Genomic DNA, 11,212 nt, shown 5'->3' with positions numbered 1-11,212 from the left:
TCCCTTCTCCAAAAATACCTTTTTGAGAGAAGGGACTGGCCGGCCACAGTTAATCCGACAATTTTCATCCGCTAAAGAGATGATTTTAAACCCGTTGCCGCTATTTAACCGGCAACTTTTGTCAGCGTTTTAAAGGACAGCGGAACAACGACTTTGAAACTGATATTTCTGCCCATATTAAAAATACCGGGCTGGACACCTTCCGGTACATTCGGGTTATCGAAATATTTTAACCGGCTCATATTCGATTGGTAGCTCTTATCCAACAGGTTAGTGCCTTCGATATATAAAGAGAACAGCTCCCTGCCTTTGGCAGAGGCAACCTTTGCTCCGATGCCAGCACCCAGGAGGTTATAACCGGCAGTATAAGTCTCCGTTCCATAGGCGGCAAAAAAACGATCCTGCTGATTATAATGATCAAAACCGCAGAAGGCATAGAGATTTTTAAAGGGGCCAAAACCTTCCTGCCACTCCCCTCTCAGTTCAGAATGGGTGTGCATGGGCGGAATAAATGGCAGGTATTTTAAACTGTCAGCTACCGGGGTTCCGGTGCCCAGGTTGGTACCATAGGTAAGTGTCATGGAGTTGGCAAAATGCAGCCATTTAAAGGGATGAATATCGATATTAAATTCTCCCCCCATGATCCTTGCTTTACTTTGTACATAGCCAAACTTGCTATACTGACCATTAGGATCGCTGTTGCCGCCGGCGTCCACTCTTTCGGGCTGCCCGGTGGCATCCAAAAGCTGTTGCTGGTAAATATAGTTTTCAATATGATTGACGAAAAGCTCAGCGCTGGCCGTCCATTTAGGCTGGGTTAAAAAGGCACCCAGATCACCTTGTACACTGTATTCCGGTTTAAAATCCTGATTGCCTACATGGTAAATCTGACTGCCGGGATCTGCCCCGTTGGCAGAGAGTTCCGCTATGCTGGGAGATCTGAAACCCGTAGAAATATTACCTTTTAAAAGGAAGCTATTGGAGAAATTATAAGTAGCACCCAGGCTGCCGGAAGGACCATTGAAATTTCGCTTCATGGCCTGGAACTGCTGCTCAACACCGGGCTGGTTTAAAGGATCAGCCCCGGTATAGAGTCTGGGATAGGTCTCATCTGTATTATCTATATAAGCCGCCTTCCCTTTAAAGGACCGCGTATCATATCTGGCACCCGCAGAAAGATCCAGTTTATTAAACGTTCTTTTTATTACAAAAAATGGCCCGAAATCAAACTGATGATAGGCCGGAATCGGAAAATCCGTACCTTCCCCAAAGCCGTTATCCTGATACATGCCGTTGATACCCACGGTAGCTTCATAGCCGGTGCCCATCACAAAATTATATTTGGCGTCATAGGTATATGTCTGTAGCTCCAGGTTTAAACCAGGAAGTTCCGGTTTTTCAGGATGGGTAAATTCTCTGCGGTGGCTATACTGATAGCCCAGATTCAATAGGAGGTTACCACCCCCTAATTTAATATTACTGGTATTGTAAATGCGGTAAAGTTGTACTCTTTGGTGCAGCGTAGGGATATCATAGCTATTTAAAACGGAGGCCGGAACAATCTGCCTTTGCTCATCCGCTTCAGTTATCTGTCTGGTAAAAGCCCTGGTGGCTGAATCCCTGCTACCGTCAGGAATCGCCTGCTCATCATCGAAAAGGGAAGCGTGCAGATAACTATAACCCCATTTTTTATTCAGACCTACCATAAAACGGGCATCCCTTTCTTTAAAATTAGTACCATACACCCGGCCGTCATGCTGATTTTGATAGTTCTTGGCATTTTTAGCAGAGGCCACCGCGCCCCAGACAAAGCCGCCCTGATTGCCCTGTAAAGCGACAGAGCCATTCACAAGCCCATTATTGGTTCCATAAAGGCCGGTGACAGAGCCTTTAATAGAACCTTCCGGCACCGTAGGTGCGGTGATCAGATTCACGACGCCGCCTATGGCATCCGGCCCAAAACTTAAACTGGCCGGTCCTTTAATAATTTCTGCGTTATTGATGGCATTCTGATCGACTTCGATGCCATGTTCATCACCCCACTGCTGTCCTTCCAGCCGGATGCCATTCTCTGCGGTCACCACCCTGTTATAACCCAGTCCTCTGATGAAGGGCTTGGCCACATTAGGGCCTGTTGTGACGGCGCTTACGCCAGGCACACTAGCCAGTTCAGCAATGACGTTACCGGAAGCCGCATGGATATCCATATAAGTCTTACTGACGGCCACCATCGGCACAGGATCTCTTTTTAAGGTAGTAGCCTTAGAAAGCCCGGTTACGATGACCTGGTCGGCTTCTACCCAGGACTCCTGCATGGTCACATTCAGATGCTGGGGATGATCGAAATTCAGTTTTTGGTTGACCGCGCCATAGCCGATAGCGGTTATATGTACCAGATAGATGCCTTTGGGCAGATGCTTAAAAGCATAATGACCGGCGCTGTCCGTTACGGCGCCTATTTTTAAATCCGGAATGAATATAGAGGCTCCTGAAATAGGCGCTCCGGTCTTTTTATCCGTAATAACGCCTTCCAGCGTTCCTTCCGTAAAGACATCCTCTCCAGATGATGCAGTAAAAGCATGACCGCTCACTGAATCAGTGCCTAGCAGGCTTTTGGGTGTTTTAGCATTCAGCTGCCCCGTGCTGCCCAGCACCAACAACAGGACCAGGAAGATAGTAACAGAAAAAAAAGAAGAAGGAGAAAAGGAAAGGGATAAAGGATACTTTGCCGTTCTATACTGCATTGTGTTTTATTTATTTCCGGGTAATGGAGGAGACCCTGATTTTCGGCCTTTGCCACTTCATTACCGGGCGTTGACTGAATTGTTTAATTGCTACAATGACACCGTATTAACGCAATTGCAACGTCATTGCATTTTGCAAAATGACACAAATTGCAACACTGTAACAAATATCAACCCTTAAAGTTCTGCTAATTCCGCCTGGAAGACCTCCGCAAAATGTTTTTTCATCCGGGATTTCACTTCCTCCATATCCACAGGATGGCCGAGTTCCTGTTGAAGAGACGTTGCTCTCTTACCCTGGATACCACAGGGAATTATAAAATCAAAATAATGCATATCCGTATTGACATTAAAGGCGAAGCCATGCATGGTAACCCAGCGGCTGCAGCGGATACCCATGGCACAGATTTTTCTTTCAAAGCCTTTTTTGTCCGGATCCAGCCAGACACCTGTCTCTCCCGGGCTTCTGTCTCCTTTTAATCCATAATCGGCCAGGGTTAAGATCATCACCTCCTCCAAAGAGCGTAAATACCAGCCCAGATCTGTTTTGAACTGCTCCAGGTCGATGATGGGATACCCCACAATCTGTCCGGGTCCGTGATAGGTGATATCTCCTCCCCGGTTGATATGAAAATATTCTATCCCTCTTTTTTCCAGGTTTTCTTTTGAGATGAGTACATTTTCTTCATGACCGCTTTTTCCTAAGGTATAAACAGGGTTATGCTCTACAAAAAAGAGTTCATTTTGGATTTTATCTGCCTGCCCTTCTCTTTTGAGGGTGGTTTTCTCGAGCAGTTTCGCCTCTTGAAAATCCCAGGCATCCTTATAGGACATCCTGCCTAAATCCTTAAAAACAACATGTTTCATCCTCCAAAATTAAAGCAATTAAACATAAATCGGATTGTTTAAGTCCAGACGCTGACCATTCCACCGGGTTAAAAAGCGGATTATATGCAAAAAATCAAATGGTAACCAATAACTTACAGACTACAATGCGGATATTTGGCCACTGCCTTAACCCTGTTGTTGATTCTTTTGCCCCGTTCAATGCAGGGCACAACAAAAAACATGTCGCATCAATCCTAAATTTATTACCTTTACTTAGTATAAATTATAGCATTGATTATGGAAACCTTCATCATTGGAATCGTCTTTATGGCAGGTCTTATCCTGGGTGGCATTATCCTGTTTTTATGGATGCGAAGCAGCTGGGTAGCTAAGGCTGCCTACCAAAGGGAAACGCAGGAGCGTCAACTGGCAGCGCAGACCCTGGCTGTTGAAAAAGAGAAATTGATCCAGGCGCAACTGCAGATCCAGGCTTTAACGCAAAAAGAAAAGGAAGGTGAGGCGCGCTATCATGAACTGCGTGAAGAAAATAAAAATCTCCACCAAACGCTGGCCTCTTTAAGGGCCAGACTGGAAGCCGGTGAACTGCGCCATCAGGAGTTATCTACAGACGCGGACTACAAAAGTCAGCAGGTCAGTCGTCTGCAAGATGCCCTGATGGAACTACGCACGGAAAAAGCCGATTTAATGGCTCAGAACCGAAGCTTGCTGGAAAATGAGCGCAAACAACAAGCGCAAATTGAGCAACTCCATGAAAAGGCCCATCTGGAATTTGAAAAAATAGCCACCGATATATTAAAGGACCGCACCCAGCAATTTACCGAGGCCAATAAAACCAACCTGGACGCTATTTTGCAGCCTTTAACCGAAAATATCGCCGGCTTTAAAAAAGCCATTCAGGATACGCATTTGCAGGACATTAAAGACAGGACTCAGCTGGAGACGAAAATATCTGAATTAATCAAACAGACCAATCAGGTAAGTGAACAGGCTAACAATCTGGCCACGGCACTAAAAGGACAAGTAAAAAAGCAAGGTAACTGGGGCGAGATGATCCTTGAAAGCATTCTCGAACAGTCCGGTCTGGTAAGAGACCGGCAATACTTCTTACAAAATACCATCAGAGATGCTGTAGGTAAACAGTTAAGGCCCGATGTACTCATTAAACTTCCGGGTTCCAGAACCATAATCGTAGACTCTAAGGTTTCTTTACTGGCTTATGACAGATACGTTGCCGCTGAGACAAAGCAGCAGCAAGAACTGGCACTCAAAGAGCACTTGCAATCCATGTATCAGCACATAGATCAGCTGCATGGCAAAAACTATGACCAGATCGAAGAGGCCCTTGATTTTACCATGCTATTCGTACCCATTGAGCCGGCATATTTACTCGGCATCCATGAAGACCCTGCGCTCTGGGCACATGCCTATAGTAAAAGGATTCTGCTGATCAGTCCAACGAATCTGATCGCTTGTCTGAAACTGATGGATGACCTCTGGAAAAGAGAAATGCAGAGTCAGCATGCCCTGGAAATTGTAAAGCAAGGGGAACGCATCTATGAAAAACTGGTTGGGTTCAGCCAGTCAATGGAAGCAGTGGGGGATCAATTAGGCAAGGCCCAGTCTACCTACCAAAAAGCCATGGGGCAGATGATGACAGGCAAAGGTAACTTAGTGGATCAGGCTGTTAAATTAAAATCCATGGGCCTTAAATCCTCCAGAACATTCTCCAAAGAACTTATAGATGGTACAGGTGAAATGGAGGTTTCTGAAAAGGAGCAGCAGTCCGCCGCTTCCGAATCTCTTCCAAATTGATAACAACTAAAATTTAATCAGCATAACTCTATCAATAGGATAAGTGGATGTCGATATCATATTTCACTTGTATCTTGGTTAGATGCTTAGAATTTGGAAACTTCCGGTCTACGTCTCAAAATCACCAATTGGTAAGCGAGTTGACCTTTTGGAAAACGATATAAAAATGGCACAAAACACATCAAACTCAGTATCCCCTGTAAATTATATACAGTTAATAGGTTACTGGCCTTTTATTAAAGTACTTGCCGTAATGGCACAGGATGAATAGTTTTTGCTAAAACATACAGGTCATATGACATACATACAACCTTAAAAATACAATGCCTAAAAGTGCTGTCCTTTGTTTTTATACATCTTCCCTTTATCTGTAATGATTATATACTGATATCCCGGAAATTGTCCGATCAATGACAAACCTTGTTTTAAACCCATCACCATAACTGAAGTACTAATAGCATTACATATCTCCGCATTTGGTCCTAATATAGTAACACTAGCCAATCCTGTAACCGGATATCCGGTTACAGGATTAATTATATGGCTGTAGCGGACACCATTTAGCTCAATAAAATGTTCATAGCTTCCGGATGTGGTGATAGCCATATCACTTAAATTAAGTTTTTTTATAGTTTTCCTTTTCTTAAATGGATTTGTCAGCCCAACCGTCCATTGCTTCCCGTTAGGTTGTACACCCCAGGTCTGCATATCTCCGGCGGCATTGATAATACCTGCCTTGACTCCTTTTTTGCGCATTAGCTCCATGGCTTTATCGGCAGCGTACCCTTTTCCGATGGAGCCAAATCCTATTTTCATGCCCGATAACTGTAAATAAATAGTGGATTCAAGGGAGTCTAAAATAATATGTTGAAAACCTACTTTTTCAATTGATTTCAATACCTCTTCTTTGGAGGGAATAGTGGTAATAGAACCGTCAAACCGCCAGACTTTATTTAGTGAGGCAAAACTTATATCAAAAGCACCTCGACTCATAAGGGAATAATTCAACGCTCTTTTGGTTAAGTCAAATAATTCTTTACTTACTTTAACAGGTTTAATACCTGCATTTCTATTCACCATCGAGACTTCGGAATTTGATTTCCACTCAGAAATTAAAGATTCAATTCTGGAGATTTCTTCAATGGCACTATCTATCAGTCTCTGTGCAGTAATAGAATCTTTGGCAACTATGGTAATATCAAATTTACTGCCCATTAAAGTAGCGGTCCGCTTGACAGCCAATGAAGAACTATTGGCCTGCCCCGAAATAACCGGCGGCAGACCTGTAATAAGTATGGCCATAACGAAAACCAGACGAGTCATACGACCTTTATGGTGAGCCTTATTTTTCATTTTATATTACTTGATCCAGCTTTTAAATAGGATTCTTTTAATAACAATCAGAGAGAATTTGACCGCTATCAATGAGCGACTGGCAGTCAGGTAAATGATTATTCAAACATAAGGTATCAATAATCTGCAATACGTCTTTTTGCATGGCTAGTGAACCGCAAATCATAATAACAGCATTTTGCCTGATGCCTTCAATCAGTTCCGCGCCACTATCCACCAGCAGATGGCTGACATATTTTTGAAGTCCTATTTTATTATTTTCATTTATAAAATCCCTCACCTGCTGTCTCTCTCTGGAAAGCGCAACACAATAATTCTCCAAACGTCCTTGGGTTATGGCTTCCTCCACTGTATCTTTATATAAATTAAAGGTATCCCAGGTCCTGAAACCACAAAACAGCGTAATTGGAATCCCCCGCTTATTTTCATAAATATGGCCTAAAAAAGGAGCGATTCCTGTACCATTAGAAATCATAATGAGTCGCTTCGCCTTGTTTGGAAAATGAAAATGGCTGTTTTTCAGCACCTTTGCCTTTATTATGTCTCCCTTTTGGTGCGCATATAAATATCCTGAACCCAATCCTCCAGGCATTAATTTAACAGACAAAACAATCTTCTCTCCGACAAGGCCTATTGAGTACAGCCGCTCTCTATGGTCGCCTTTAGGATAAACAATTAGTAAATCACCTGATTGAATGTGCTTTTTATTAAAATTATTTTTTGCCGGACATAGCTGCATGGTAAAGTTCTGTTCCGTATTCAACCCGGAATTGTCCAGTACTTTAAATTCATTTAGATTAACGGATTGGGTTTTAAAGGCATTCTTATCCAACTCGATTAAAATACCTGCTTTTTCTGACCAGGCCCTCAACCACTCTTCAAAGTCCTGAAGTGAGACATCATTGACCGTCATAAAAGGCAGTAGATGCTCGCTCCACGCAGCACCCAAAAGCAGTTCATGGAGATCTGACCCATATTTACAATAATCCGGATAGGCCCTGGATCCAAATCCCACCACCGAACAAAAGACTTTTTGCGACGGCTGTAATTTCGGGTCTTTCAGCCTATCTATAAATTTAACCGCATTTGAAGGAGCTACTCCTTGACCATAGGTGCTTGTCATAATCAGCAAATGCTTCGCCTGATCAAACCTTTGATATTGAGATAAATTCGTGATATAAACTTTTTGATTTTGCCTTATTAATTGCTGATATACCATCTTCCCAAACCTAAAGGTGGAACCGTTTTCTGAGCCCACAAGGATTATGATGTCAGCTTGATTTGCTCTCCATTTATTTTTTAACCGCCCCTGCCTTCTATTTAGCGTGATTCGAAAACCTGAATAAATAAAAAACAGGATGTATCCGGAACTAATCGCTAATAGAATGGCCCAGATAATTGAATTCCTGCCTGTATGCCATCTCAAACTAAGCACTTGCAACTGATAGGCGGTGGAATAATAAACCTCCGAAAGGACTACTCCATTGAACTGATTGACGCAAAGCTCCCTATCCTTTAACTGCAGGTAATAATAATCTTCCGGGAAATCAGAAAAAGGAAACTGCAAAAGCTTTACATTCCTGAAAGGTTGTTTACGAAAAACCGAAAATTCCGCTGTATTTAAAACGGGGTCCTCCGTCAGTTTATTTTCATCAATATGCTGTGTGGCTTTGGGCTGGGGGGACTGATATCTGTAAACAGCCAGATAAGTTCCGGATATAGCTATAAACAGAATAAAAATAAGACAAAGCCGACCGAAGGTCGCATGATAATATGCCGCACCTGTCTTTTTTTCCATCCTTGCAAAAAAACGCATGAATCCGTTTTGCCTTTTAATAATTAATGCAATGCCTGACAGAGCGATCATTAATAATAAAAAAGCGGTAATACCCACAATCACCCTACCGGTTTCATGTAAAAACAAGGATCTGTGGGCAGCTGTCATCCATTGAAAAAATGGAGACTGCGTATGCACCGGGCCGAGCACTTTTCCATCCACCGGATTTATATAATCATGAACCTCCTTTTGCCGGGGGTTCGTGTAGCGTACACTAACAAAACCATTATCATCTAGTTCAATTGCAGTTGCATCGGGATAGGTTGATTTTACCACGCCTATAACCTGGCCTACATTCAACGTATCTAGTGCCGCACTTTTAAAGCCGGCCGTCTTTTGAATAACCGGCTCAAAGGCCAGGCATATACCCGTTACACAGGCCACTAACAAAACTAAAAAAGAAGAAATAGCCAATGCAAGATGGCTATTTCTCCAAATTGATACAATCATGCTGATGTTGATTTAATCCTATTTTGTGCTGAACCGAACATAACGGATATACCCTTTACCTTCTGTTTTTGCAGCCAATCCTTCTGGCGTCAAAGCCACTTCCGCATCAATCTGATGATAGTCCTTTCCCTCAACTGCGCTTTCAAAAACAATTTTATAACCGGTCCCGAATTTAGAAGGATCCACATCCAACGTGACCACACTTCTATCTCCACCTGAAATAGAGGCGCCTGTTATCGCACTGATATTTGTTTTTTTATTATTAAACGCCTTATGCCATTTTTTAAGATCAGGATACCACTTGGCATCTTCTCCTATGACATAGAGCGTCTTTTGGTATACATTATCCTTATCCACTAAATACACCGCGATATAAGCAGCAGGTCCTAAATAATTATTCATCTGAACCATGCATTTATATTTTACGGGACCCTGTGCCTGCGCATTTTTCTTTACGCCAGCCAGAAAAACCATCATTAGTAGAAGAAGCTTTATTTGATGTTTCATTTTACCTATTTTTTATTGTAAGAATTCCAAAGAAGCTCCGTTTGCCTTTAACTGCTCGTTCTCACTTGCAAGATCATAAGCAGACTCATCAAAACCTGTAAGAATGCGCTTATCTGCTCCCACCGACAATAAATATTCTAATATATCCGGGCTACTCACATGCATCGCCGCTTGATGCAGCGGCGTTAAACCTTCATTATTTTTAGCATTTACATCAATACCCAAACCTTGCATAGCCTTTAACAATTCCAAATTATTTTTTTCTATGGCCAAATGATAAAGCGTTCCACCTTCTTTTAGCGGTAGTGTAAAGTCAAGGCCGGCAGCTTTCAGTAAGTTCAATTTCCCTTTAAAATCTGCTATTGGGTTTACAGCCTTCCCATTTTGACCTGCACCAAATCCGGCATTCCCTCTACCGGCAAATCCGGCATTCGGTTTTCCATTTTGAGATGCCATCTGTGGCATTCCTTTATTACCTCTTGGCTTTTTAATAGACTCGATCAAATAATATCCTAGCGGATTTCCTTGTTTGTCAACAACGTCTATCTTCGCTCCCCCCTTTAAAAGAAGTTCCACACCTGCAGCATTGCCGTTTTGAACAGCATTCATCAGCGCAGTTTTTCCTTCCTTACTCGCCGCATTAATATCCTTTACTTTAGTTAGTAGGAAAGAAAGCGTTTTAGCATCTTTGATAGCGGCTGCGCCCATAAACGGAGTTGTACCTTCCCTGTCAGCCAGATTAATATCTGCTCCTTTATTAACAAAATACTTAATAATCTCTTCCTGATTCTGTTTAGTGACTATTTGATGTAATATATTCTGACCTTTGCCATTAACTGCTTTGGGATCCAGTTTCACATCCTCTACCAGATATCTATAAATCTCAATGGTATTCGCACTCCTGAAAGGACCCTGGGCTGCCATAAATAAGGCATTATTATCAATTTTGCTTCCTTTTTTAATAAGTGCTTTAACAACAGCCACATTCCCCAACTTAGCGCCATAATCAGCTACTGTATTTCCTTCATTATCCGTAGATTGCAGTGAGACACCTTTACTAACCAGATAATTTGTCATCAAAAGACCACTGTCAGCTGAAGCAGCCAACAATAAAATATTGGCATCAGACTTATTTTCATATTTTTTCTGAATATCCAGTCCGTTTGAGACAAAAGCTTCTAATACAGGCAGATTTATTTTACCCATAAAGGCAGCGAAGGTTAAAGCAGTCTGATTATGCACATCCTCATAATACATATCAGCACCTTGCTTCAGAAGAATATCTACAGCTTCCGCATTCCCCTTTGAGGCAGCAGAATGTAAATAGGTTCTACCCTCATGAATCCCTCTTTGTAAGTCGACACTTGGCCTGGTAGCCAGATATTTAATAATTGCCCCATCGGCATTATTATTGATAGCCAGATTCAACGGATCTTCCCCGGTTTTAATATCGGCAAAATTGAAATGCTCAGCCGTAAATTCTTGCTGAATAGTCTCTAGGTTCGGACTGGTACTCCAAAAAGAGCGATCCATTAGTTTTGCATCCTGGGCAAAAAGCTGACCAGCATATAAGGCTGCTGCCAGTATGAATATTTTTTTCATTTAAATAATAAATTTTAAACGATGATTATAAGCTTGGTAAGACCGTTGTCTTACCAAG

General features: G+C 42.3%; 7 protein-coding genes. 1 reads left to right on the top strand and 6 read right to left on the bottom strand.

Going from position 1 to position 11,212, the window contains the following annotated elements:
- Positions 1-104: 104 nt before the first annotated feature.
- Both BLU80_RS07855 and lipB read right to left on the bottom strand, forming a co-directional pair.
- Positions 105-2,744 (bottom strand): TonB-dependent receptor, encoded by a 2,640-nt coding sequence (locus tag BLU80_RS07855; protein WP_091396202.1) that lies wholly within the window; start codon positions 2,742-2,744, stop codon positions 105-107.
- A gap of 177 nt (positions 2,745-2,921) precedes the next feature.
- On the bottom strand, positions 2,922-3,611 hold the full coding sequence (lipB, locus tag BLU80_RS07850; protein ID WP_091396198.1) for a lipoyl(octanoyl) transferase LipB: 690 nt from the start codon (positions 3,609-3,611) through the stop codon (positions 2,922-2,924).
- A gap of 258 nt (positions 3,612-3,869) precedes the next feature.
- On the opposite strand from lipB, the gene rmuC reads away from it, so the two are divergent.
- Positions 3,870-5,405, top strand: a complete 1,536-nt coding sequence (rmuC, locus tag BLU80_RS07845) for a DNA recombination protein RmuC (RefSeq protein ID WP_091396196.1) — start codon at positions 3,870-3,872, stop codon at positions 5,403-5,405.
- Between the two features lie 327 nt (positions 5,406-5,732).
- Here rmuC and BLU80_RS07840 read toward each other — a convergent pair whose 3' ends face one another.
- The 4 genes from BLU80_RS07840 to BLU80_RS07825 are packed head-to-tail and all read right to left on the bottom strand — an operon-like array spanning position 5,733 to position 11,154.
- The gene (locus tag BLU80_RS07840) at positions 5,733-6,758 is read right to left on the bottom strand and encodes an FAD:protein FMN transferase (RefSeq protein ID WP_211481790.1); all 1,026 of its coding nucleotides are present in this window, start codon (positions 6,756-6,758) and stop codon (positions 5,733-5,735) included.
- A 37-nt stretch (positions 6,759-6,795) separates the two neighbouring features.
- On the bottom strand, positions 6,796-9,045 hold the full coding sequence (locus tag BLU80_RS07835) for a PepSY domain-containing protein (RefSeq protein ID WP_091396192.1): 2,250 nt from the start codon (positions 9,043-9,045) through the stop codon (positions 6,796-6,798).
- Positions 9,046-9,063: 18 nt separating this feature from the next.
- Positions 9,064-9,552, bottom strand: a complete 489-nt coding sequence (locus BLU80_RS07830; protein ID WP_091396188.1) for a DUF2271 domain-containing protein — start codon at positions 9,550-9,552, stop codon at positions 9,064-9,066.
- A gap of 12 nt (positions 9,553-9,564) precedes the next feature.
- The gene (locus tag BLU80_RS07825) at positions 9,565-11,154 is read right to left on the bottom strand and encodes an ankyrin repeat domain-containing protein (RefSeq protein WP_091396185.1); all 1,590 of its coding nucleotides are present in this window, start codon (positions 11,152-11,154) and stop codon (positions 9,565-9,567) included.
- Between the last annotated feature and the right edge of the window lie 58 nt (positions 11,155-11,212).

The sequence above is a fragment of the Arachidicoccus rhizosphaerae genome (genome assembly GCF_900107765.1).
GTDB lineage: Bacteria > Bacteroidota > Bacteroidia > Chitinophagales > Chitinophagaceae > Arachidicoccus > Arachidicoccus rhizosphaerae.
This window is presented reverse-complemented; position numbering and strand designations above follow the sequence as displayed.